Consider the following 23,821-nt stretch of genomic DNA (forward strand, 5'->3'; position numbering starts at 1 on the left):
TCAAGCGGATTTTTTCAGCTCTTGCTTAATAATGATTAAATCATTTAAGCAATATCTTTACTCAGTTTGGCTTTTTCAACATTTTTATTGATAAACCATTGCTGCAAAATCGTAATCGAGTTATTCACAATCCAGTATAAAACCAAACCAGAAGGGAAGAACAGCATAAATACTGTAAACATGATCGGCATGATTTTGAAGACTTTCGCTTGCATTGGATCTGTAGGCTGTGGGTTCAAACTTTGTTGAACAAACATCGTTACACCCATGATCAACGGCAAGATAAACCAAGGATCCATTGCTGACAAATCCTGAATCCAAAGCATCCAAGGCGCATGACGAAGTTCTACAGACTCCATCAACACCCAATACAACGCAAGGAAGATCGGCATTTGTAGAATCAATGGTAAACAACCCGAAAGTGGATTCACCTGTTCACGTTTGTAAAGCGCCATCATTTCTTGAGAGAAACGCATGCGGTCTTCACCAAACTCTTCTTTCATGCGTTGCATTTCAGGTGCAATCACACGCATTTTCGCCATAGAGCGATAGCTCTTAGATGACAATGGCCAAAGAATCAGTTTCACCAACACAGTCAATAAAATAATTGACCAGCCCCAGTTACCCACGATGCCATGGAAGAACTGTAAGCCAACGAATAATAATTTCGCAATTGGCCATAACCAACCGTAATCTACAGTTTGATTTAAACCGACTGCCAAATCTTTCAATTCAGATTGAACTTTTGGACCTGCATAGAATGTCGCATCAATGCTCATTGCTTTACCAGCAGGCACATCAATCGTTGGAGAAGTAAATCCAATGATATTCATACCATCTGCAGATTTACGAGATTCCAATTTAGCAACGTATTCTTGACCACCAAAATGACCTGGAATCCAAGCACTTACAAAGTAATGCTGAACCATTGCCACCCAACCGCCTTTTGCACTGGCATTGAGTTTTTCTTCATTAAAGTTATCAAACTTTAACTTATTATAATGTTCTTCTGGCGTGCCCCAAGCTCCCCCAAGGAATGTACCTAAAGTAAAGATACCTTGAGATGACTTACCTGGATCGTCAGAATTATCACGCTTCAACTGACCAAACATCTGACCTTGCCAATTTTGTGCACTACGGTTAACAACCTGATAGCTCACGTCAATTGGGTACGCGCCTTGCTTAATCGTAAAAGTTTTAATGATTTCAACGCCAGCGGCAGTCTTATACACCATTGGTACAGATAAAACTTTAGTTGTTTTACCGTCCTTATCTTTTACATCTTTCGCATCTGCGATGGTATAGGTTGGTTTTTCAAACGCATAATTCGGGCGTTCTGGATTACTGTCTGGACCATTGAGACCAATCAGACCAGATTGCGCAACATAAGTACGTTTTGCATCACTTTCAAGCATAACAAAAGGCTGATCACTGTCTTTGCTTTCGTCATGGTTGAGTAATTCAATACGCACAATATCACCGCCTTTAGGACTAATCCAAAGATGATAAAGGTCAGTTTGTACTGAAATCAGTTGTTGATTTGCTTTGGCTGGTACAGCTGGTTTCTGTTGTGTAGCAGCTATATTCGCTTGCGGAACATCGCTAGCAGCCGCAGTTGCTTGACCTTTTGGCAAATCGGCAGACACATCATGCGCTACAACGGCTTGCTGAGTAACAGCTTTTGTTGTATCGCCCTGACCATAGTCTTTTTGCCAAGCCAAAATGAGCAAATATGCGGTGACTAACATGGCCCCTAGGATCGCAAACCTGGCCCATTGTTGCATATCTATTACCCCAAATGGTTAGAGTGTTTTTGGTTCAAAAAACGTTCACGCAAGGGTACAGGAACATGAAGCGTTTGAGAATCTATTTGCTGAAATGAAATAAAACGAATTGTTTTTTTTGGCACAGGATCATAACCATGTCCACCCCAAGGATGACAACGACACAGACGTTTCGTGGCTAACCATGAGCCTTTTAATGCACCATATGTATGGATTGCTTCTAACGAATATTGAGAACAAGTCGGAAAGTAACGACAACGAGGTCCAATGAGTGGACTAATCGCAATTTGATAGAAACGAATCAACCAATGCAATAAACGAATCATTGGTATCCTCTATTTTTGAGGGGAAGGGCTGATTGTTTTTGAGTGCTTTTTCACAAGACGTTGCAATTTTTGCCATGCAAATTGTAATTGCTGATGTAATTCAGCATTTGGGATAGCCTCTATACCTATTTTAGGCATTACGACAATATCCAACAGATCAATTTGCTGTTGATTTAAGCGAAAACTTTCACGTGCTAAACGTTTTATTCGATTTCTTTCATGTGCACGGCGCACTTTTTTCTTTGCAACAACTATACCCAAACGGCTTTGAGGCTGTTCGGTGAATTTTGCTAAGAATATAAAATGGGGTTGATGCACTTTAAAAAGCGCACCATCAAATACTCCTTTGTAATCTGCAGCACAGCGGATTCTCACCTCTGGACTGAAATTATAAAGAGACATAACACCCAAGTCGTCTATCAACTGTTTAATAAATTAAACAGTCAAACTTTGACGACCTTTTGCACGACGACGAGCTAAAACGTGACGACCTGCTTTAGTTGCCATACGAGCACGGAAACCATGAACGCGCTTGCGCTTTAATTCAGATGGTTGGAATGTACGTTTCATATTGAAACTCCAATAATGATCTTTCTGTAAAGGTTCGCGATTATATTGTGCATTCTTTACGCTGTCAATGAATACCCTCTTTTCTTTTCATGGCTGTTCTATTTTTAATCACACAATATTATTTGTTGATTTAATTGATATAAATAATTGAAAAATATATTCACAACATAACTCATTATTTTATAGAATGAATAAGAGTTACCAACAAGCCTATCCGCAAAGTTATCCATAACCTTAATTAAATTTGAATTCAAATTCTGTATTTTAAATTTAAAATCATGCTGTTTTGAATTTAAATTCATATATCGGTAGTTATCCACAAAACCTGAGCTTCTAATAAATAAATTTTAAATTTAAATTTGAATTTATTATTATTAGGGACGTGTTTTTCTGTGGATAAGCCACTTTTATTAAAAAATAACAATGTTTTATGTTGTGGGTATTGTTGTTTTTATTACCTTTGTGGATTGTGGATAAGTTTATGCTATATTTTATCCACAGCTTGTGGAAAACCTTATCCACAAATACTTTAAATTTGAATTTATTTACGGAAGGTTGTTTTTTTGAGCAACTTTGATCGAATTACTCATGACAGATGTGGATAACTTGGTTAGAATGGCGACCCCCTTGATTGTGGGGATGGGTTTTTGAATTTAAATGGAATGAAGGGGTTTCACATGCTTTGGACGGACTGCTTAACTCGCTTGCGACAAGAGCTCTCTGATAATGTCTTTGCCATGTGGATTCGTCCGTTGGTTGCAGAAGAAGTCGCAGACACTTTAAAACTTTATGCACCTAATCCATATTGGACTCGATATATTCAAGAGCATCATTTAGAACTGATTACTATTCTTGCTGAACAGTTATCAGAAGGTCGTATTCGTAAAGTGGAAATATTGGTAGATTCACGACCGGGTGCAATCCTTTCGGCTTCTGAACAACCTGCGACAACGACAGCAGCTTTAGAGAGCTCAACAACGCAATCTGCTGCACCGTTCAGAGCAAAGAAAGAAAAAGATTTTGAAGTTGTTCCAGCAAAAAATACGAAAAAGCGCCAACTGAATCCATTATTTAACTTTGCTTTATTTGTGGAAGGTCGTTCTAATCAAATGGCAGCGGAAACGTGTCGTAAGGTATTAACCCAATTGGGTGAATCACAACACAATCCTTTATTTTTATATGGACCTACAGGTCTCGGTAAAACCCATTTAATGCAAGCCGTGGGCAATGCTTTATTGCAAGCAAAGCCAAATGCACGGGTTATGTATATGACAGCAGAAAGTTTTGTTCAAGATTTTGTGAGTTCTTTACAAAAAGGCAAGGTTGAAGAATTTAAAAAGAATTGCCGTTCATTAGATTTGTTATTGGTTGATGATATTCACTTATTGGCAGGAAAAGAAGCTAGTCTTGTTGAATTTTTCTATACATTCAATGCTTTATTGGATGAATCTAAGCAAATTATTTTAACGTCTGACCGTTATCCGAAAGAATTGACTGAACTCGACCCACGGTTGGTTTCACGTTTTTCTTGGGGATTATCTGTCGGTGTTGAACCTCCAGATATTGAAACCCGTATCGAAATTTTGCTAAAAAAAGCGGAAAGTAGTGGCATAGATTTACCTCGTAATTGTGCATTATTTATTGCACAACAAGTGGTGGCAAACGTACGTGAGTTAGAAGGTGCGTTGAATAAGGTTGTCGCTATTTCTCGTTTTAAAGGTTCTGCAATTGATTTAGACGTTGTTCGTGAATCATTGAAAGATGTATTGGCTATTCGTGCTCGTACCATCAGTACCGAAAATATTCAGCGTGTTGTGAGTGAGTATTTCCGTATTCCTCTCAAAGAATTGGTTGGTCCTAAACGGACGCGTATTTATGCCCGCCCACGCCAATTGGCAATGGGTTTGGCACGTGAACTCACTGGAGACAGTTTCCCTGAGATTGGGATGGCATTTGGTGGTCGTGACCACAGTACAGTGATGCATGCATGCGAAAAAGTACTTAGTTTACGTGATGAAGACCCTATTTTTAATGAGGATTATAAGAACCTCATGCGTTTGTTACAAAGCTAAATTTTGAACAAATTCTGCACTTGCAATGCGGTATAATCTGCCGCATAGTAGGTCATTAAAAAAATTTATTATCTATATTTCAGTCAAATTTTGTTAGAGGAATTCCACCGTGCGTTTGAAGATCGCGAAAGAAAGTTTAGTCAATGTTTTATCCCATGTGGTTGGAGCAGTTGAACGTCGTCATACATTAAACATTCTTTCGAACGTTAAAATTCAAACAACGAATCAATCGCTTACGATCACTGGTTCCGATTTGGAAGTGGAACTTGTTGCGAGTACAACTTTGGCAGAAGGTGCTTGTTTACAAGCCGGTGAAACCACTGTTCCTGCCCGTAAATTAATGGATATTTGTAAATCGTTACCTGCTGCTGCTTTGATTGATTTACAAATTACAGAAGATCAGCGTTGTATTTTAAAATCAGGCAACAGTCGCTTTGTATTGGGTACATTACCTGCAGAAGATTACCCATTATTGACCAATGAAAACAGTCAGGGTACGCAAGTTCAAGTGACTGAACGTGAGCTCAAACGCTTATTTGAAAAAACTTCATTTGCAATGGCTGTTCAAGATGTACGTTTTTACTTAACGGGTACATTACTTGAAATTGATGAAAATCAGCTACGTGCAGTAACCACAGATGGTCACCGTTTGGCACTGTGCGAAACTTTAGCTTCTTCAAATGCATTGCAATTGGTTCAAGCAATTGTTCCACGTAAAGCAGTAGGTGAATTACAGCGCCTTTTAAGTATTGAAGATGAGCAACTTACTTTGCTAATTGGTCGTGAATTGTTAAATGTGACCATCAACAGTCCAAGTCGTGATAAAGAACAAGGCACGATCACAGTTCGTTTTACCACTAAATTGATTGATGGTAAATTCCCTGATTATCGCCGTGTGATTCCGCGTGGTGGTGATAAAATTGTTACGATTCCACATGACGTATTTAAACAATCTTTACAGCGTGTCGCGATCCTAAGTAATGAAAAATTACGCGGTGTATTCTTAAATTTTGATACAGACTCATTACAACTTCGTGCCAATAACCCAGAGCAAGATGAAGCTGTTGAAGATTTAGCTATTCAATATGCAAATACAGCGATGGAAATGTCTTTTAATGCACAATATATTTTAGAAGTTTTAAGTGTTTTAGATGGCGATGATGTTGCGATGACGATGACTGAGGCAAATCAGTCTGTATTAGTGCAAGATCCATTACAAAAAGATCAAACCTATGTTGTTATGCCAATGCGTGTGTAATTGATCTAGAATCACTTAAAATTATGCATATTACGCGTTTAAATATACAACGTGTTCGAAATATAAAAACGGTTGCGCTGCAAGGCTTGCAACCGTTTAATGTTTTTTATGGGCAAAATGGTTCTGGTAAAACATCAATACTAGAAGCAATTCATTTGCTCGCGACAGGGCGTTCCTTTCGCACTCATATTCCAAAACATTATATTCAAAATGATAGCAGTGATGCTGTGGTGTTTGCTCAATCAGCCACAGAAAAAATTGGTATGCAAAAATTACAAAGCGGCGAACAACTGATTAAAGTCAATGGAGATACCGTTGCGACTCAAGGGCAGCTTGCTAAGATTCTACCGCTTCAACTGATTGATCCGTTAAGTACAGATATTATTGACCATGGTGCAAAGCCTCGTCGCCAATTACTCGATTGGTTAATGTTTCACGTGGAACCTGAGTTTTATCATGCATGGCAATATTATTCACGTGCATTAAAACAAAGAAATAGCTTGCTCAAAACACGGCGAAATTTAAGTCTGCAAGATTTAGAGCCGTGGAATAAAATGTTGAGTGAATATGGTGAAATTTTACATTCCCAACGGGTCGAAATCATCGAGCAATGGAAGATCTATTTACAAGAAGATTTAACCCAGTTATTGCCCGATATTTCTATTCAAATGGAATATAGTGCAGGGTTCCATGTGGAACATGGTTTAGCACAAGATTTAATACAATATCATCAAAAAGACTTTGACCGCCGTTATACAGAGTACGGTCCGCACCGTGCAGATATACGGTTAAAAACCCCTTTAGGAGATGCCGATGCAGTGCTTTCTAGAGGGCAGAAAAAGTTATTGATCATGGCATTGAAACTGTCACAAATTGCTATGTTACACGCCTGTAATAAGGAAACTGTGGTATTATTAGATGATGTGACAGCAGAATTAGATTTAACTGCACAGCACCGTTTAATTGAGCGATTGAGCCAATTGGGTAGCCAAGTTTTTATAACCACACTAGACCAAGAATCGGTAAAAAAACATTTACATGATTTGTCTATTTCATATCAGTTATTCAATGTTGACCAAGGTCAAGTTCAGGCAGTTCAGCCATGATTTTTGATTTTACCCCAATTTGGATAGACCTATTTTTCACTAGGGAGAAACCATGAGTTCAGAAGATCAAGCAGCTTCTCAAACAGAACCAACCACTGAAAAGGCTTATGATTCCTCTAGTATCAAAGTATTACGTGGTTTAGATGCAGTTCGTAAACGTCCAGGCATGTATATTGGTGATACTGATGATGGTTCAGGCTTACACCATATGGTGTTTGAAGTTGTCGATAATGCGATTGATGAAGCATTAGCAGGTCACTGTGATGAGATTTTAGTGACGATTCATGAAGATGAGTCAGTCAGTGTTTCAGATAATGGACGTGGTATTCCAACCGATATTCACCCTGAAGAAGGTGTATCTGCGGCAGAGGTGATTTTAACCATTTTGCATGCAGGCGGTAAGTTTGATGATAATAGTTATAAAGTATCTGGTGGTTTACATGGTGTAGGTGTTTCTGTTGTAAATGCTTTATCCGCTAAATTGCTATTGAATATTCGTCGCGCAGGTAAGGTTTTTGAACAAGAATACTGCCATGGCGATCCAGTTTATAAATTACGTGAGATTGGTGAAACGACTGAGTCAGGTACTACAGTTCGTTTTTACCCGAGTGAATTAACGTTCTCGCAGACCATTTTTAATGTCGATATTCTTGCACGTCGTTTACGTGAATTGTCATTCTTAAATGCAGGTGTTCGTATCGTTTTACGTGATGAGCGTATTGCTGCTGAACACATATTCGATTATGAGGGTGGTCTGGCTGAATTTGTAAAATATATCAACCAAGGTAAAACTCACCTGAATGATATATTTCATTTCACGACAGAGTCTGCTGAAACTGGCATTACGGTAGAAGTTGCATTGCAATGGAATGATAGCTATCAAGAAAATGTCCGTTGTTTTACCAATAATATTCCACAAAAAGATGGTGGTACGCATTTAGCGGGCTTCCGTGCTGCGTTAACACGTGGTTTAAACCAATATCTTGAAAGTGAAAATATTCTTAAAAAAGAAAAAGTCGCTGTGACGGGTGATGATGCACGTGAAGGTCTAACGGCTATTGTTTCTGTTAAAGTGCCTGATCCAAAGTTCTCTTCACAAACCAAAGAAAAATTGGTTTCAAGTGAAGTGAAAACAGCTGTTGAACAAGCAATGAATAAATCGTTCTCTGAATATCTTTTAGAGAACCCTGCAGCAGCAAAATCGATTGCAGGTAAAATTATTGATGCTGCACGTGCACGTGATGCTGCGCGTAAAGCTCGTGAATTAACACGTCGTAAAAGTGTGTTAGATATTGCTGGATTGCCAGGTAAGTTAGCAGATTGCCAAGAAAAAGATCCTGCGCTTTCTGAATTATACTTAGTCGAAGGTGACTCTGCGGGTGGTTCTGCGAAGCAGGGACGTAACCGCAAGATGCAAGCCATTCTTCCATTGAAAGGTAAAATCCTGAACGTGGAACGTGCGCGCTTTGATAAGATGATTTCATCTCAGGAAGTAGGTACGCTGATTACGGCGCTCGGTTGTGGTATTGGTCGTGAAGAATATAATCCAGATAAATTGCGTTATCACAAAATCATCATCATGACCGATGCTGATGTGGATGGTTCACATATCCGTACTTTGCTTTTGACCTTCTTCTTCCGTCAAATGCCAGAGCTTGTGGAGCGTGGTTATATTTATATTGCACAACCACCATTGTATAAGTTGAAAAAAGGTAAGCAAGAGCAATATCTTAAAGATAATGATGCTTTAGAAACGTACTTGATTTCAAACGCAATTGATGAACTGAATTTACATATTAGTGCAGATGCACCTGCGATTCGTGGTGACGCATTGGCTAAAGTAATTACTGATTATCAAACGTCTCAAAAGAGCTTAAATCGTTTAACTGTGCGTTATCCTGCAAGTTTATTGGATGGTTTGTTAGGTTTAGAAGCATTCAAATTAGATCACAATCATGAAGAGTCATACGTAAAACAGTGGGCTGAACAACTTCGTATTGCAATTGAAGCAACACAACCAAGTTTACGTCCTGAAATTACACTTGAAGCATTTGAAAAAGAACACGCAAATGGTGAAAAAGTAATTCATTACTGGCCGCGTGTGACAGTATATGTGCATAACTTACCGCATCATTATTTACTTGATCAAGGTTTGTTGGCTTCGAATGAGTATAAGCGTTTGTTACAAAACTCGAAAAGCTGGTTTACCTTACTTGAAGAAGGTGCTTACCTGCAAAAAGGTGACAAGAAAATTAATGTTGCTACATTCCATCAGGCTTGGCAGCATATTCTGTCCGATTCACGTCGTGGGATGATGATTCAGCGCTATAAAGGTCTGGGGGAGATGAATGCTGATCAGTTGTGGGAAACGACAATGGATCCAGATAACCGTAATATGCTACAAGTAACGATTGATGATGCGATTGAAGCAGATCGCATGTTTGCATGTTTAATGGGGGACGATGTAGAACCACGTCGTGCATTTATCGAAGAAAATGCATTAAATGCAGATATTGATGCTTAAGTAAATATTATTCAATATAAAGGGAATAGATTTTGGTCTACTCCCTTTTTTACATCTCGTTATAACGTTAAATCGCTTCATTGAGGTGCAAAAAAGCCAGTGATTAAGCTGGCTTTTTTGCATCTATTTTTCTGTTAAATAAGTTTTAAAACTTATTCACCACCAAGTGAACATTCAAAGTTTGCTTTATCAACTGAACAGCGTGCTTTTTTCAATACAGACATCATCGCTGGATCGTAAATACCCATTTTGGTTAATTCTAAACGACCTTCACGCATTAATTTTTGATATTTAAGTTTATCATCAGGCGTTAAATTCATTTTGAACTTAGCTGGAATACCTGATTCTAAACGGTTAATCATCGCAAAACTTTTCGGTAAGTTTTTAATGAAATAATCACGAGATTTTTGACCAAACCCTGCGGAGAATTTTTCTGGACGAATCACTAGGTCTGCCGTGACTTGTAAAACTGGGAAGTTGAACATTGCACCATTCGTTCCTAAACCTTTGTAAATTTCTAAAGGTTTATATGCATATGCAGGAGCACCAACCATATCCACTTGACCATTGTTGAATTTAGCAACAAAGTTCGTCACATCCGATGGAACGGCTTGAGCGCCTACACGTTGAACTAAAATTTTCTGTGCATTGTCATAACTTAATACAGCAAATTTCTTACCAGCAGCTTTTTCAATTGAATTGATACTTTTGTCACGAACAAAGATGAATGCTGAACCTAATGGAGAAATACCAGCCACTTCATATTTTTTACCACCTAAATTTGTGGTCATTTTTGCTGCATTACGTGCATCTAATGCAAATGTAATCGCTTTTTGTGCGATATTATTACTCGGAACACCACCGATTGAATCGATTGAACCCGCAAATTTATTGTATTGTCGTGCACGCATAGCAGTCATGAACACACCATCACATTTACCTGCTTTAAAATCATTATCCGCAACAGCTTCATCTTGTTTTGGTAGTAGAACAACATCTGTACCCCAAGATTTAGCTGAAAGTGCCCATTCTTGAGCCATTTGGAATGATTCACCTGATTTACCAAGTAAATCAAATACACAGATATTTACAGCAGCATGTGTTGTAGCAGTAAAACCAAAGATCGAAGTTGCAGCGATAGCAAGCGCAATTTTTTTCATTTTTACGTCCTTATTTAATTGTGTAACTCTAGGAACTCTCCATAAGCGCAATATTAATCAGCTTTGTTTAAAAAAAATAGAGCATTTACTCCATTTATTTGCATTTTTTGAAAAATATTGTGAATTAGGTTCTTTATTTTATTATTTACTCTCTATTTATATAAGTAAATCATAAATTTAGGTTAGTTGTATAGCTTATAATCATAAATTGTTTAAATATTACGCATCTATGTAAAGAAATTTGTAAGTTTAAAATTAAAACGCTATCAAATATTTGAATTTAAAAATAAATAAAAATAACCAAATCGATTAAATTTTATACTTGAAATTTGTTTACTAATTAATCAATATATGTAGGGGAAACTTTGTGGATAACTTATTTTTAAAGGCTAAAGCAGAGCGAAAATCATTTAATTTAAACATTTTTGATCAAAATCTTATTAGATATTACTTCATCTAAGAAAAGCTAAGTATTTTAAATTTATAACTTTATCCACAATTTAACTCATGACTAAAAAATTGAAATCTAGCTTATATTTGTATAAAAAACAGGGTTGTGTAGTGGTTCTAATATGTTCCACGATTGCGGTTTTTAATTATAAATAAAAGTTATGATTTTAATTGGTGTGTAAGTTGCTGATTTTTTAAATATACGAATGAAATTAAAAAAATGAATTGGATTGAAAGTAAAATGAAGAAATTAAGTTTTATTAGAAAAATATGGATTTTGTAAGCGTAATAAGTAGATGTGATAAGAAGACATTGGTTTGATGGCGACTTAATTAGCTATGTTGTTATCTCTAATTTTTGATTTTTGATAATTATATTTTTATTGTATGTGCTTTTTTATGCAATTAATTTTATGGATGATATTTAATATGCAATTTTTGTTTTGCTTAAAACAGTCATATTTGCTGTGAAATCAATAAATGCTGGTGTATTCAGGCTCTAATCTGAGTAGAAACAACCAGAATCGTTGAGAAAACGATATGTTTCTGAAAATTGTTGTTGGAATTGATTGAAAAGAGTTTGAAGTGTTCATGTAAAGTACGATATTTCATGTCTTTTTGTTGAATGACACTTGGATGGCATTCTTTTCTTTTATTAGTTTCAAGCTCAAGTAAGTCATCATTGTGGGAATTTTATGAAGATTTTATTTTTAAATTATTGATATTTATTTGTATTTTTAAAATTAAGATTAATAATTTTAATGTTGAGTCATTTGAGATGATTAAAAAAAGCAAGAAAGTAGCTTGAAGCTACTTTCTTGCTTGATTGAACTTATTCAAATGAGCTTTCAAGCTCTTCAAGTTCCATCATCAATTCTAAAACTTGCTCTTCAATTATTGCTAATTGAGCCTTTAACTTAGTTTGCTCATTCATTAATTTAAGCAAATCATCTTTTCGGTTCGCTTCATAAATTGCAGTATCTGAAAGTAATCCTTCAATTTCAGCTAAACGCGATTGTAATTTAGCGACTTGAGCTTCATTTTTTTCTATATTTTTACGGATTGGACGAGCAGCTTCACGGCGACGCGCCATTTCTTTGCGTTGTCCTTCTTTATCCAGTTTTGAAATGCTTGGTTGTACTTCAACTCTAGATTTCACAGGGGGAGCAGGTTGTTTACCGCCATTTTTGATCATATCAAGACGTGCTTGACGTAACCAATCCGCATAAGAGACCAAATCACCATCAAATTCACGACTTTCGCCACCATGAACAAGGATTAATTCGTCACAAACACTGGCAACCAATTGACGTTCATGCGAAACAAGGACTACAGCACCCTCAAAATCTGTGAGTGCCATGGTTAAAGCATGACGCATATCTAAATCTAAATGGTTGGTTGGTTCATCTAGAATCAATACATTTGGACGTTGCCATACAATTAAAGCCAGTGCTAAACGCGCACGTTCGCCTCCCGAGAAGCTTTCACTTGGAGTGTCCATACGTTCGCCACTGAAACCAAAGCTACCGAGGAATGAACGTAAACTTGCATCACTGACTTTTCTATCGGCAATACGTGCCAATTGCAGCATTGGGCTTGCATTGCCATCCAAAGCATCCATTTGATGCTGTGCAAAATAACCGATATTTAATAATTCTGAATCTTTACGATCACCTTGGAGTAATTGTAAGTCGCCAACTAATGATTTAATTACGGTCGATTTACCTGCACCATTCATTCCCAATAAACCAATACGACTGGTTGGGGTGATTTGTAAATTGACATTGGTCACAATCAGCTTGTCGCCATAACCAATATCCGCATTTTCAAGTTCAAGTAATGGCGAACTCATTTTGCTTGGTTCACGGAAACTGAAGGTAAATGGTGTATCGACATGCGCAGCAGAAAGTTCTTGCATGCGCTCTAACTGTTTAATACGACTTTGCGCCTGTTTGGCTCTGGTTGCCTGGGCTTTAAAGCGGTCAATATATTTCTGTAAATGTGCACGTGTTTCTAATTGCTTTTCAAAAGCTTGTTGTTGTTGTGCTAAACGTTCACTACGCGTACGTTCGAATGTTGAGTAATTCCCAGTATAGAGAATTAATTCTTGGTTTTCGATATGTAGAATATGGTCTGTTACGGCATCTAAGAAATCACGGTCATGTGAAATAAGCACCAATGTGCCTTCATAAGCTTTTAACCAATCTTCCAACCACAAAATTGCATCTAAGTCTAAATGGTTGGTTGGCTCATCGAGTAAGAGTAAATCTGAACGGCTCATGAGTGTACGTGCCAAATTCAGGCGCATACGCCATCCACCTGAAAAGCTTGATACGTGTAATTCAGATTGATGTTCAAAAAAGCCAAGACCTGCCATTAATTGTGAAGCTTTAGATGGCGCAGAATAGCCATTAATTTCATCAAAGCGACCATATAAATGAGCAAGTTCTTCGTCTGTTAATACATCGGGATTATCTAGTTTATGCTGGATTTCCCAAAATTCTTCATCCCCAGACAAAACAAAATCAATCGCTTTCATGTCTAAAGCTTTGATTTCTTGCGCCATATGCGCCACAGTCCAAACTGCTGGACGTGTCAAAGAACCGCTGTCCGATTCCATACCACCTAATAGTGCTGAGAATAGGGTTGATTTACCTGCACCATTGACACCAGTCAAGCCAATTTTCCAACCAGGATGGAGTTGCATAGACGCTTTTTGAAAAAGTACACGTCCACCGCGGCGTATAGAAAGTTGTTCTAACTGAATCATGATGAATAAACTACCAAATATGGGGTGAGGTATTCTAAAGGAAAAGGTGAGAGTTCAAAAACGCTAATTGCATATATATGAGGATAAAAATATTTAAACCATATTATTGAGATTGAGTTAATTAATTTTATTTTAATTTAAGTTTATTTAAAAAATTGGTGAGGAAAATACCAATTAAATTGAATAAATTTTACTACTACATTGATTTGTAGGTGTTTATTTGATGATGTTAAAAACATATAAAAAGATAGATTGTAAGCATAAACCTATATTTTTATGATTTAAATCACATTATAATATTCAAAAATAGGAAAATATAAAAAGGTATTTTATGAATAGAATTAAAATTATAGGTTGTGCTACTTTTATTTCGTTTATGGCACCGACTTTTGTACAAGCTAAACAAAATGTCTGTGTTTTCGATTTATTGGGGAAAGCTGGTGAGTCATATAAGCTGATGGAGGAGTGGGCTTTAGCATCTAAAGCTTGGGGTGCAGATGTCAGTTTAGTGGCATATCAAAATGAAGAACAAGTAGCGAAGGATTTTAAAACGAAGAAATGTGATGGGGCTGCAATGACCTCTATGCGTGCTCGTGAATACAATAGATTCGGTGGTTCGATTGATGCACTTGGCGGGGTTACTTCAAATGATATTGCTCGTAAGGCAATCACCTATGCTTTGGATAAACGGAATGCTAAAAGATTAGTTTCCGAAAAAAATGGAATAGACTATGAATTGGTGGGTATCACTCCAATAGGCATTGCTTATATTTTTGTTCGTGATCGTTCAATTAATACGATCGAAAAGAGTAGAGGTAAGAAGTTTGCTTATTTGCATTATGATGCTGCTCAAAAAACAGCGGTTGAGCGTGTAGGGGCTGTAGGTGTTCCATCTGATATTTTTAACTTTGTGAAAAAATTTAATAGCGGTGAAGTGGATATTATTGGTGCACCCGCTTATGCCTATAAGCCATTAGAAATTCAAAAAGGTTTAGGTAGCAATGGTGCAATGTTTAATTATCCTGTAGTCAATGTAACGGCTGATTTGATTACGAAATCTGATAAGTTTCCACATGATTTTGGTTTGAAATCTAGAGAGTGGTTTGTAAAGCAATTACCAGGTTCATTTAAAAGTATAGAGCGTATAGAACGAGAGATTCCTGCAAAATATAAATTAAATATTCCAAAAGAAGATGAAATTCGTTATCAAAAATTACTTCGTGATGGACGTATTGAGCTGACTAAAACAGGAGTTTATGATCCAGTAATGATGTCAGTTTTAAAAAGAGCACGATGTACAGTTGATCGTACTAACTTTGAATGTTCACTTTCTGGTGAGTGACCCTATTCTAGGACAAAACACGAAACATTAAAAAAGCCATCAATATAGATGGCTTTTTTAAATTCTAAATAAACATTTAATTAGTCAGTAAAAGTTACTTTAGCAATGGCTTTTTTGCTGGCTTGAATGATCAGGCTTACATTTTCCTTCACCATGAAGTCTGCATCAACCACTTGCCAATCCACTTTAACGGCTCCACGTGAAACAGCATCTTTTGATTGTGCTGAATTCTTGGTTAAACCCGCTGCGCGTAAGATTGAAATAATTGAAACTTCACCACCAAACTCACCACGTGAAATAATCACTTCAGGTGTGCCTTCTGGAATTTCACCTTCGGTAATTAAATTTCCCGCACCTTTATGAGCATGAGCAGCAGCTTCGGCACCGTGGAAACGTTCCACCAATTCAAGTGCAAGAAGTTTTTTAATGTCCTGAGGGTTACGACCTTCGGCGACTTCTTTTAACAATACAGCAATTTCATCTAATGATTTAAAGCTAAGCAGGTCAAAATAACGCTCAATCAAACTATCAGGCATAGAGAGTACTTTTTGGTACATCGCCCCTGGTGCATCAAAAACGCCAATATAGTTGCCTAAAGATTTAGACATTTTATTGACGCCATCGAGACCTTCGAGAATTGGTACGGTGATACATACTTGAGCTTGTTGATCATAACGACCTTGCAGTGTACGTCCCATTAACAAGTTAAAGGTTTGGTCTGTGCCACCTAGCTCTACATCCGCTTCAAGTGCAATGGAGTCATAACCTTGCACCAAAGGATATAAAAATTCATGAATCGCAATCGGTTGATGGTTGTTATAACGCTTGGTAAAGTCATCACGTTCTAACATACGTGCAACAGTTTGCTGTGAAGCCAATTGAATTAAATCAGCAGCAGTCTTCGTCGCAAACCATTCAGAGTTGAAGCGCACTGTTGTTTTTGCAGGATCAAGAATTTTAAATACTTGTTCTTGATAAGTTTTGGCATTTTCCAAAACTTGTTCACGTGACAACGGTGGGCGAGTTGCGCTTTTACCCGTTGGGTCACCAATCATGGCAGTATAGTCGCCAATCAAGAAAGTGACGTCATGACCTAAGTCTTGAAAGGTTTTTAATTTATTAATTAGAACAGTATGACCCAAATGCAAATCTGGTGCTGTAGGGTCAAAACCTGCTTTAATTTTTAAAGGGCGATTCTCTTTGAGTTTCTTTAATAGATCCTCTTCAGAAATAATCTCGTGTGTGCCTCGTTGGATGAGGGCAAGTTGTTCTTCCGCTGGCAGGAAATTTGACATCACAAAATCCAATACATCAGTTATCTCATTTGTGCGATATACTAACATTTTTTCAGCAAGATGCAGGCGAAGAATATTTCATGACAACAATCTATATTGGCGTAATGACTGGAACCAGCATGGACGGCGTCGATTTTGTTGCTGCTTCATTTGATCCTTTGCAGATTCATGCCACTTTGACTGTGCCATTTGACCCTTATTTAAGGGATGAATTGATGGCGCTGACATTACCCGATGACAATGAAATTGATCGTATGGGGAAGGCAGATGTAGCACTTGCAACAATGATTGGTCATGGTGTTAATCAGCTCATAGAAGACAATCATTTAGACAGAAGTCAAATTAAAGCCATTGCTTCACATGGTCAGACGATTCGTCATCGCCCCGAATTGGGTTTTACTTTACAAATTGGTGACCCAAATATTATTACTGAAATTGCTCAGATTCCTGTCATTTCAGATTTTCGTCGCCGTGATATGGCGGCAGGTGGGCAGGGTGCACCATTGGTACCTGCATTCCATCAAGCTTTGTTCCAACATTCGACGATTCACCGTGTGATTTTAAACCTTGGCGGTATTGCCAATGTCAGTATGTTACCTGCGGGTAATCCAGATGCTGTGTATGGTTTCGATACAGGACCTGCCAACATTCTCATGGATGCATGGTGTCACCGTTACACTGGTCAGCCTTATGATGAGAATGGTAACTGGGCAGCTTATGGTCAACCGATTCGCAGCTTACTAGACCGTTTACAAGCACATGAATATTTCTCTAAAGAACCACCTAAAAGCACAGGTCGTGAAGATTTTAATTTGGAATGGCTTGATGAGCAGATTTCAGATTGGCGCAATGATATAGAATATAATGAATTAGAAGATACGCCTGAAAATGTTCAAGCAACACTAATGAAATTGACCACTCGTGCTATTAAAAAAGCCATTTACCGCTCAACTTTGGATACAGGCGAAGTCTATGTCTGTGGTGGTGGTGCTTATAACTCACATTTATTAGAACAATTGCGTTGGCGTTTGCGTAAACATAATTGGTCAGTACAAACCACTTCTGCACTTGGTTTAGCGCCAACATGGGTGGAAGCAACAGCATTCGCATGGTTGGCAATGCGTTTTGATCAACAATTTAGTGGTAATTTACCAACAGTAACAGGTGCAAAAGGCTATCGTATTTTAGGAACGATAACGGCTGTATAGTTGCTTTGAATAGATTTGGTGTTCAGGTTGGACATTGTTAAACAATTCTCGACCTGTTTAGCCTATAGGCTGTCCTTTACTGCTGTTAAAAAATAAAACATAAACCCCCAATATTATAAAAATTCTAATTTTGCATAAATAGAGATACAGCATGGATTTAACCACAATACGTTTAGAGCAATATCAGCGTGAAGGTTTGACTTTTGATGTGATTGATAGCGGACCTTTGGGTGGGAAAGCTTTTGTTCTTTTACATGGTTTTCCAGAAACCAATAAAAGCTGGCGGGAAGCAGCAGAAATTCTAAATGAGCAAGGCTACAGAACTTTTGCGGTCAATCAACGTGGTTATAGTTTAGGGGCGCAGCCGAAAAATCGCCGTGATTACCGCAGTTCAGCTTTGGTCGAAGATGTAAATGCTCTATTGGATATTATTGGACAACCTGTTTACCTGATGGGTCATGACTGGGGCGCAGTGGTAGCTTGGGAAGTTGCACAGCGTTATCCTGCAAAAATTCAACACTTAATTACTATTTCTGTACCGCATAAAGCCGCTTTTATGCGTTCTATGTTTAGCAGTAATCAATTGTTTAAATCCTATTACTTCGGCTTATTTCAATTACCTAAAGTTCCTGAATTGTTGTTCCATAAACTATCAAAAGTTGGGCGAGCATTACTTAAAGATTCAGGGATGACTGATCAGCAATTAACAGATTTTCAGCAGGATATTGTTCAGAGTAATCGTCTAACTCCTGCACTCAACTGGTATCGAGCAATTCCTTTTAGCTCAAGTAAGTTTTTGACCCAGCCAGTCAAAGTTCCGACGTTATTTATATGGGGTAAGCACGATTCTGCGATTGGTGAAAAAAGCGTAAAACTGAATAAACAGTATGTGAATGCACCGTATACCGAAATTATTATGGATGCGACGCACTGGATTCCTGTACAAAATGCTAAAGAATTGACGGAGCATGTTTTTGCGACGATCTAATCGACGGAAATACGGATAAAAAGCCGAAAAAAATCCCTCAGTAATTGAGGGATTTTAAAAGATCAGAATTCTTTAGATCGAGAAAGATGAACCACAACCGCAAGTCGTTGTTGCATTTGGGTTTTGAATGATGAAACGTGAACCTTCTAAGCCTTCAATATAATCAACTTTAGAACCGACCAAATATTGATAACTCAAAGAATCAACCAACATTTTTACATCGCCGTTGATAAACTCAGCATCATCTTCATTCATGCTTTCAGCAAAGTTAAAACCATAAGAAAAACCTGAACAACCGCCGCCTGTTACATATACACGTAACATTAGTTCCTGATTGCCTTCGCTGTCACGCAGCTGGCGAACTTTATTTGCAGCATTATCAGTCATCTCAAGCGCTTGTGCATTCATGATGGGTTTTCCTCAGACAATTTCGGATGGTTTAAAAAAGCAAAAACCATATATTCAGTATAATAACATACTCAATATATGGTCAGTGCGTGAACTTGAAAATTAATTCAGACTAAATCTATCGGATTTAACTGAATAATTATTTGTAGTTCTCATCTTGAAGTGCACATTCAAAGTTTTTCGGATCATTTTTACAACGGAATTGCCAAAGAATTTTCATCATGGTTTTATTGTAAATTCCTTGCTTGGTTAAATTAATACGTGATTCGCGCATCAATTTTTGATAACCAGGTTTATCACCTGCAGGGACTTGCATCCAATATTTAGCAGGAATATCAGCTTTCATTTTACCAATAATACCACTGGCACGCGGTAATTGAGATTTCACCCAATCACGAGATTTTTGACCATATCCTTCTGGAAATTTTTCTGGACGAATAATCAAATTACCTGTGACTTGTAAAAGTGGGTAGTTGATAATTGCACCTTTAGTTCCTAGACCTTTATGCAGTTCTAGAGGTTTAAATACTGCGGCAGGTGCGCCAATAATGTCGACCTGACCATTGTTGAATTTTGCACCAAAGTTGGTTACATCTGCATTGACGGCCTGTGCGCCAATTTGTTGAACCATGATTTTTTGCGCTTGATCATAGTCTAAAACAGCAATTTTCTTACCCGCAGCTTTTGCTACAGTATTAATATTACGGTCGTTGACCATTAGGAAAGCATCACCCACTGGAATGACACCAACTACTTCATATTTACCACTGGTCATGTATTTTGCAAATGCAGGATTGGCTAAACCTTGCATAATTTTAACAGCTAAGTTGAGATCTGGAATTGCACCAATTGCATCTAAAGAACCTGTGAAGTTATTAAATTGACGACCACGCATACCTGTAATACTGACAGCATCACATTTTCCAGCTTTAAAATCTTCTGCAATAACGGCTTCATTACTGTTTACTTTTAACTCGATATCCGCACCCCAGTTTTTAGCTGCAAGTTGGTAATCTTTCATTAAAGTATAAACATCGCCATTTTTACCCACTAAGTCAAAAACACACATGACCTGTTTGGCTTGAGTTGTTGACGCAGCAGCAAATAAACTAGAAGCGACAATGAGAGCACGAGACCATTTCATTCTTTTTTTCCTTTCCATGATTAATATTATTGATGTTCCAGTGATTTGGATCACGTGAACTTTTTACATTTAAACGTCTAATTCAATGACAGATAAAATTCATCTAAAAGCAAAAACTTTCGATCAGAATCATTATTTTCCAAGTAAATTATTTTCAATTTCATAGTGCATTGAAGTCATGAAAATGATCACTTGAAATGACTAAAATCGCAATGACTTAAATGACAAAAATATGGACTAATTTGACCAAAACGATAACTGGTTAACTTTTTGTTTATCAGTATTTTTTTTGGTTTTGTATCATTAGAAGATGTGCTGAAAAGACAAAAAAACCTGAGCTAAGCCCAGATTTTTATGCTGTTAATTGGTATTCTGATCTTTATTTTTACGATTATCAGGCTTTTTATCACCTTTTTGGTCGTGGCGATTATGTTGTTGCCACTGTTTTTTATCTGGCTTGGAATCCGAACTTTGGCTCGGAGTAGGTCTTTTATTCCAATCTTGACCTTGATGTTGCCATGGTTGCTTTTTAGCTTGCTGACGTTTTGCTTGTTCAAGCTGCCAAGATTGTTTCTTTAATTGATACTGACGAATGTCTTGCTCTTTCCTTGCTTGTTGCAAACGATAAGCTCGTTCACGTTCCCAACGATCACGATCATTGTTGCGATCATATCGATGGTCGTAGCGGTTGTTATATCGATCATCATTGTTGCGATATACAGGATAGCCATTGTAGCCATAACTACGCTGATCATAACCACGAGCATCGTATCCATCATCAGGGAGTGCAACACAACCCACAGCAATCAAAGACGTTATTAATGAAACAAATAATACTTTTATAGCCATATGGTGCCTCCACAGAACATTCAAAAATAGCAAAAAAAAATTGATATATAGCAAAATAGTCAATGACAAGTCATAAGACTAAGATTAGCGTATTGAAAGCTTGTATTTGTATATCGATTACTAGACTTGTATAAGAATATAGTCAGTCAATGCCTGATGATGTAGAAAATATGAAGAATTTGGAAACTTAAGGAAGAATCTCAATGGTCGCATTCCAACGTAGTATTCAGGATTTAGTCGAAAAAGGGCAAGGTTCAGCAGGTAGAACGTTAGATCGTTTGCCTACATTTGCTCAGGAATCATTAGCTAAGCTATTGGGATACCCGTATGAGTTTCCACAATTAGACAGTTTTACAAAGTGTTTGATGGCTGCTCAGCTTAAACAAGGTAAAGTTGGTTTTATTGGTGAAAATGTTGAGCGTTCGAGAAAGCAGTTTGAGTCGCAAATGCAGTCGATTACCAACAAGTCTACGCATGTTCAATTGGTCGAAGATATTCGCCTTCCTTTACAAAGCGGCAGTGTTTACGCACGACATTACCATCCTGCACCGAATAAAAAATTACCCATGATCGTGTTTTATCATGGTGGTGGTTTTGTGGTGGGTAGTGTAGAGACACACGATGAAGTGTGCCGTTTGATAGCAACACATGCGAAAGCACAAGTTCTCAGTATTGAATATCCACTTGCACCAGAAGTAGGTCCCCGTGAACTGATTCAGTCGTGTGAAGATGCATTGGCGTGGGTATATCAAAATCGTCGTCAATTTAAAATTTTGAAAAACCGAATCGCCGTTGCTGGTGATAGTGCAGGTGGTAACATCAGTGCAGTCATTTCACAAAGAACGGTGAATGCAGTTTATGCACCGCAAGCACAGTTCTTAATTTATCCAGCAGTCGATTTTAAAAGCCGTCATCCGTCTTTCTTTGCGTATAAAGAAGGGCTTGTTTTGACAGAGTCGGATATTGACCATGTAACAGCTTTTTATGCGGCTCGTCATAATGTCGCATTAGATGACACAATTATTTCACCGACTTACGGCAATTTAAAAAAACTTGCTCCCGCATTTGTAATCACAGCAGGGCATGACGTACTTCATGATGAAGGTAAAATCTACGCTTATAAGTTACGTCAAAATGGTGTGAAAATTCATTATCAAGATTATGAAGACCAAACACATGGCTTTATTAATTTCACACCTATTTCAAAAAAAGCAAAAAAGAACGTGATCGAAATGAGTAAAGAGTTTCGTAAATTTTGGGATAAACAATAACCTTTAGGATAATAAAGCTTCCTGAAGTATCAAAAATCAATGATCCATTGTTTTGTATGAAACAGTGGATTTTTTGATTCATTTCCAAAATTCCTTATCGCCGTGTGAACTGATGGCTTATCCAGTCATTTATAGAGATAACCTTCACATGAAAAATTCCACGAGAATGTTTCATGCAATATAATTTTTCTACAGCTTTTTACTCTTTCTGCTATACAGAACATTCAAACTACAGAGTTGTAGTTCAGAGCATATTGCTTAAGCTCGTTTAGTCACATAGATTAGTCAATTAAACTTTGATAGCTTCAGATATAAATTGCTGAAGTAACTTCTATATAAGCAATGGTTAATTTAAAACGACTCAGGAACAAGAGAATGATCAAAAAGATAGGATTAGGCATAGGATTGATACTGTTAGTGAATCAAGCATTTGCAAATACAGATATGCAAATTAAAACCAATTTAGGCAATATCAATATCGAGCTTTACGATGATAAAGCACCGATTACCGTTAAAAACTTTAAAAGTTATGTAAATAGTCAATTTTACAATGGAACGATTTTCCATCGTGTTATTCCGGGATTCATGATTCAAACGGGAGGCTTCGATAGCAAAATGCAAGAAAAGGCAACACAACCTTCTATACGCAATGAAGCAAGCAATGGTTTGAAGAATACCCGTGGAACATTGGCAATGGCGCGTACTAATGATCCAAACTCGGCATCTAGCCAATTCTTTATCAATGTTGCGAATAATGACTTCTTAAATAAAGCGACGGGTAATCCTGGCTATGCAGTATTTGGAAAAGTTACGCAAGGGCTAGATATTGTTGATAAAATCGTCAACACACCTACAGCAACAATGGGTATGTATGAAGATGTACCTAAACAAGCTGTAAAAATAATCAGTATTCAAGCTGTGAATACAAGTGCTAAAAAATAACTAAAAAAACAAAGCAGAAATATTATATTCATATTTCTGCTTTAATATTAGAGGTTTATGATGTAAAAAGTACAATAATGATCCAAAATAGTGCATAAAAATACAACACTCGTGAAAACAATCAGTTAAAAGCACTTGCATGCGTACGAAATTACCCTATACTGCACCCATACCGACGAGATAGACGGAAACGAACGAAGCACGAAGTGCTGAGTTGTTAGGTTTATCTAGTCCAGCTCTTTATGCTGACGAAGCATGAAGAAGATCATTAAGAGATTATGAAGAACAACTTGTGTGGATTTTTACTGATTGATCAATCGAAATTATTTCATTGATTTGATGGTAGAAATTACTC

19 protein-coding genes are annotated in these 23,821 nt (G+C 37.4%); 9 read left to right on the forward strand and 10 right to left on the reverse strand.

The window, feature by feature from the left end; genetic code table 11:
- Positions 1–44: 44 nt before the first annotated feature.
- The 4 genes from yidC to rpmH are packed head-to-tail and all read right to left on the reverse strand — an operon-like array spanning position 45 to position 2,680.
- Positions 45–1,784, reverse strand: a complete 1,740-nt coding sequence (gene yidC, locus ACG94X_RS09490) for a membrane protein insertase YidC (protein ID WP_419383483.1) — start codon at positions 1,782–1,784, stop codon at positions 45–47.
- Positions 1,785–1,789: 5 nt separating this feature from the next.
- The gene (yidD, locus tag ACG94X_RS09495; RefSeq protein WP_419383484.1) at positions 1,790–2,110 is read right to left on the reverse strand and encodes a membrane protein insertion efficiency factor YidD; all 321 of its coding nucleotides are present in this window, start codon (positions 2,108–2,110) and stop codon (positions 1,790–1,792) included.
- A 9-nt stretch (positions 2,111–2,119) separates the two neighbouring features.
- Positions 2,120–2,512, reverse strand: coding sequence for a ribonuclease P protein component (gene rnpA, locus ACG94X_RS09500; RefSeq protein WP_419383485.1), 393 nt, complete (start codon positions 2,510–2,512; stop codon positions 2,120–2,122).
- 33 nt (positions 2,513–2,545) lie between these two features.
- Positions 2,546–2,680, reverse strand: coding sequence for a 50S ribosomal protein L34 (gene rpmH / locus ACG94X_RS09505; RefSeq protein ID WP_419383486.1), 135 nt, complete (start codon positions 2,678–2,680; stop codon positions 2,546–2,548).
- Between the two features lie 677 nt (positions 2,681–3,357).
- Here rpmH and dnaA point away from each other — a divergent pair.
- The 4 genes from dnaA (at position 3,358) to gyrB (ending at position 9,640) form a co-directional block, all read left to right on the forward strand.
- Positions 3,358–4,752, forward strand: a complete 1,395-nt coding sequence (gene dnaA / locus ACG94X_RS09510) for a chromosomal replication initiator protein DnaA (RefSeq protein WP_419383487.1) — start codon at positions 3,358–3,360, stop codon at positions 4,750–4,752.
- A gap of 109 nt (positions 4,753–4,861) precedes the next feature.
- Positions 4,862–6,010 carry a DNA polymerase III subunit beta gene (gene dnaN / locus ACG94X_RS09515; protein ID WP_419383488.1) on the forward strand — a complete coding sequence of 383 codons (1,149 nt, stop codon included), beginning with the start codon at positions 4,862–4,864 and terminating at the stop codon, positions 6,008–6,010.
- A gap of 23 nt (positions 6,011–6,033) precedes the next feature.
- A complete protein-coding gene (recF, locus tag ACG94X_RS09520; protein ID WP_419383489.1) occupies positions 6,034–7,116 on the forward strand; it encodes a DNA replication/repair protein RecF in 1,083 nt (360 codons plus the stop codon).
- A gap of 52 nt (positions 7,117–7,168) precedes the next feature.
- On the forward strand, positions 7,169–9,640 hold the full coding sequence (gene gyrB, locus ACG94X_RS09525) for a DNA topoisomerase (ATP-hydrolyzing) subunit B (protein WP_419383490.1): 2,472 nt from the start codon (positions 7,169–7,171) through the stop codon (positions 9,638–9,640).
- Between the two features lie 152 nt (positions 9,641–9,792).
- Here the strand turns inward: gyrB and ACG94X_RS09530 are convergent, their stop codons facing one another.
- Both ACG94X_RS09530 and ACG94X_RS09535 read right to left on the reverse strand, forming a co-directional pair.
- Positions 9,793–10,800 (reverse strand): putative solute-binding protein, encoded by a 1,008-nt coding sequence (locus ACG94X_RS09530; protein ID WP_419383491.1) that lies wholly within the window; start codon positions 10,798–10,800, stop codon positions 9,793–9,795.
- A 1,281-nt stretch (positions 10,801–12,081) separates the two neighbouring features.
- On the reverse strand, positions 12,082–14,019 hold the full coding sequence (locus ACG94X_RS09535; protein WP_419383492.1) for an ATP-binding cassette domain-containing protein: 1,938 nt from the start codon (positions 14,017–14,019) through the stop codon (positions 12,082–12,084).
- Positions 14,020–14,395: 376 nt separating this feature from the next.
- Between ACG94X_RS09535 and ACG94X_RS09540 the strand changes: the two genes are divergently transcribed.
- Positions 14,396–15,361: a putative solute-binding protein gene (locus ACG94X_RS09540; RefSeq protein ID WP_419383504.1), complete on the forward strand. Its 966-nt coding sequence runs from the start codon at positions 14,396–14,398 to the stop codon at positions 15,359–15,361.
- Positions 15,362–15,441: 80 nt separating this feature from the next.
- On the opposite strand, the gene tyrS is transcribed toward ACG94X_RS09540, so the two are convergent.
- Positions 15,442–16,656 carry a tyrosine--tRNA ligase gene (gene tyrS / locus ACG94X_RS09545; protein ID WP_419383493.1) on the reverse strand — a complete coding sequence of 405 codons (1,215 nt, stop codon included), beginning with the start codon at positions 16,654–16,656 and terminating at the stop codon, positions 15,442–15,444.
- An 80-nt stretch (positions 16,657–16,736) separates the two neighbouring features.
- Between tyrS and ACG94X_RS09550 the strand changes: the two genes are divergently transcribed.
- Positions 16,737–17,864 (forward strand): anhydro-N-acetylmuramic acid kinase, encoded by a 1,128-nt coding sequence (locus ACG94X_RS09550; protein ID WP_419383494.1) that lies wholly within the window; start codon positions 16,737–16,739, stop codon positions 17,862–17,864.
- A gap of 151 nt (positions 17,865–18,015) precedes the next feature.
- Positions 18,016–18,852 (forward strand): alpha/beta fold hydrolase, encoded by an 837-nt coding sequence (locus ACG94X_RS09555; RefSeq protein WP_419383495.1) that lies wholly within the window; start codon positions 18,016–18,018, stop codon positions 18,850–18,852.
- A gap of 72 nt (positions 18,853–18,924) precedes the next feature.
- On the opposite strand, the gene erpA is transcribed toward ACG94X_RS09555, so the two are convergent.
- The 3 genes from erpA to ACG94X_RS09570 form a co-directional block, all read right to left on the reverse strand.
- Positions 18,925–19,260 carry an iron-sulfur cluster insertion protein ErpA gene (gene erpA / locus ACG94X_RS09560; RefSeq protein WP_419383496.1) on the reverse strand — a complete coding sequence of 112 codons (336 nt, stop codon included), beginning with the start codon at positions 19,258–19,260 and terminating at the stop codon, positions 18,925–18,927.
- A gap of 139 nt (positions 19,261–19,399) precedes the next feature.
- Positions 19,400–20,404: a putative solute-binding protein gene (locus tag ACG94X_RS09565; RefSeq protein ID WP_419383497.1), complete on the reverse strand. Its 1,005-nt coding sequence runs from the start codon at positions 20,402–20,404 to the stop codon at positions 19,400–19,402.
- Positions 20,405–20,764: 360 nt separating this feature from the next.
- Positions 20,765–21,253, reverse strand: coding sequence for a hypothetical protein (locus ACG94X_RS09570; RefSeq protein WP_419383498.1), 489 nt, complete (start codon positions 21,251–21,253; stop codon positions 20,765–20,767).
- Between the two features lie 203 nt (positions 21,254–21,456).
- On the opposite strand from ACG94X_RS09570, the gene ACG94X_RS09575 reads away from it, so the two are divergent.
- On the forward strand, positions 21,457–22,524 hold the full coding sequence (locus ACG94X_RS09575; RefSeq protein WP_419383499.1) for an alpha/beta hydrolase: 1,068 nt from the start codon (positions 21,457–21,459) through the stop codon (positions 22,522–22,524).
- Between the two features lie 375 nt (positions 22,525–22,899).
- Complete coding sequence (locus tag ACG94X_RS09580) at positions 22,900–23,466, forward strand: peptidylprolyl isomerase (protein ID WP_419383500.1); 567 nt, start codon at positions 22,900–22,902, stop codon at positions 23,464–23,466.
- The last annotated feature ends 355 nt before the right edge of the window (positions 23,467–23,821 follow it).

The organism is Acinetobacter psychrotolerans (genome assembly GCF_048552595.1).
Classification (GTDB): Bacteria; Pseudomonadota; Gammaproteobacteria; order Pseudomonadales; family Moraxellaceae; genus Acinetobacter.

Coding starts and splice junctions, on each gene's coding strand:
- ACG94X_RS09570 (WP_419383498.1), bottom strand. CDS start 21,253: ATGGCTATAAAAGTATTATTTGTTTCATTAATAACGTCTTTGATTGCT.
- rpmH (WP_419383486.1), bottom strand. CDS start 2,680: ATGAAACGTACATTCCAACCATCTGAATTAAAGCGCAAGCGCGTTCAT.
- recF (WP_419383489.1), top strand. CDS start 6,034: ATGCATATTACGCGTTTAAATATACAACGTGTTCGAAATATAAAAACG.
- yidC (WP_419383483.1), bottom strand. CDS start 1,784: ATGCAACAATGGGCCAGGTTTGCGATCCTAGGGGCCATGTTAGTCACC.
- ACG94X_RS09580 (WP_419383500.1), top strand. CDS start 22,900: ATGATCAAAAAGATAGGATTAGGCATAGGATTGATACTGTTAGTGAAT.
- erpA (WP_419383496.1), bottom strand. CDS start 19,260: ATGAATGCACAAGCGCTTGAGATGACTGATAATGCTGCAAATAAAGTT.
- ACG94X_RS09550 (WP_419383494.1), top strand. CDS start 16,737: ATGACAACAATCTATATTGGCGTAATGACTGGAACCAGCATGGACGGC.
- ACG94X_RS09565 (WP_419383497.1), bottom strand. CDS start 20,404: ATGAAATGGTCTCGTGCTCTCATTGTCGCTTCTAGTTTATTTGCTGCT.
- ACG94X_RS09535 (WP_419383492.1), bottom strand. CDS start 14,019: ATGATTCAGTTAGAACAACTTTCTATACGCCGCGGTGGACGTGTACTT.
- gyrB (WP_419383490.1), top strand. CDS start 7,169: ATGAGTTCAGAAGATCAAGCAGCTTCTCAAACAGAACCAACCACTGAA.
- ACG94X_RS09530 (WP_419383491.1), bottom strand. CDS start 10,800: ATGAAAAAAATTGCGCTTGCTATCGCTGCAACTTCGATCTTTGGTTTT.
- dnaA (WP_419383487.1), top strand. CDS start 3,358: ATGCTTTGGACGGACTGCTTAACTCGCTTGCGACAAGAGCTCTCTGAT.
- rnpA (WP_419383485.1), bottom strand. CDS start 2,512: ATGTCTCTTTATAATTTCAGTCCAGAGGTGAGAATCCGCTGTGCTGCA.
- ACG94X_RS09540 (WP_419383504.1), top strand. CDS start 14,396: ATGGCACCGACTTTTGTACAAGCTAAACAAAATGTCTGTGTTTTCGAT.
- yidD (WP_419383484.1), bottom strand. CDS start 2,110: ATGATTCGTTTATTGCATTGGTTGATTCGTTTCTATCAAATTGCGATT.
- tyrS (WP_419383493.1), bottom strand. CDS start 16,656: ATGTCAAATTTCCTGCCAGCGGAAGAACAACTTGCCCTCATCCAACGA.
- ACG94X_RS09555 (WP_419383495.1), top strand. CDS start 18,016: ATGGATTTAACCACAATACGTTTAGAGCAATATCAGCGTGAAGGTTTG.
- ACG94X_RS09575 (WP_419383499.1), top strand. CDS start 21,457: ATGGTCGCATTCCAACGTAGTATTCAGGATTTAGTCGAAAAAGGGCAA.